Annotated in this window: 1 protein-coding gene; it reads right to left on the reverse strand. The window is 40.8% G+C overall.

Going from position 1 to position 444, the window contains the following annotated elements:
- Positions 1-444: PepSY-associated TM helix domain-containing protein (locus tag HR9077_RS20965; protein ID WP_136069241.1), on the reverse strand; the 444-nt coding region annotated here is incomplete at both ends.

Genomic DNA, 444 nt, shown 5'->3' on the forward strand with positions numbered 1-444 from the left:
ACAGTAAAATACGTAATTTAGTCTTGGGTTTTATTACTAAACGTTTTAGGCGATTTTTAGGTTTAAGCCACATGTATACGCCAACGAATATATTGATAATAAAAATTAACGCACAGATAGAGACCCAATTGCGCAGCGGCTTTTTGCCATCTGTATCTTGGTATAATAGCCAACGATGAACGGCCATGGTAAAGCCATACACTGTACTGTAATAATCATATTTGAGCAGTACTTGTCCGGTATATGGGTTAACGCTGATATAGTTTTTATCAGCAAGCTGGGCTTGCCATGCAACAGTGGGCTGCTGCTCTGGCATAAGTAAAGTGACATTTTGTTTGGAGTGAACAGCCAGCGTATTGATAAGCACCGGATAGGCCAGTGGTGTTGATTGCGGGGTTACTGTCCAATATTGCGGGTTAATGATTTGCTGAATGTCTTTTGCGT

It is taken from the genome of Modicisalibacter radicis, from assembly GCF_900961225.1.
Taxonomy (GTDB): domain Bacteria; phylum Pseudomonadota; class Gammaproteobacteria; order Pseudomonadales; family Halomonadaceae; genus Modicisalibacter.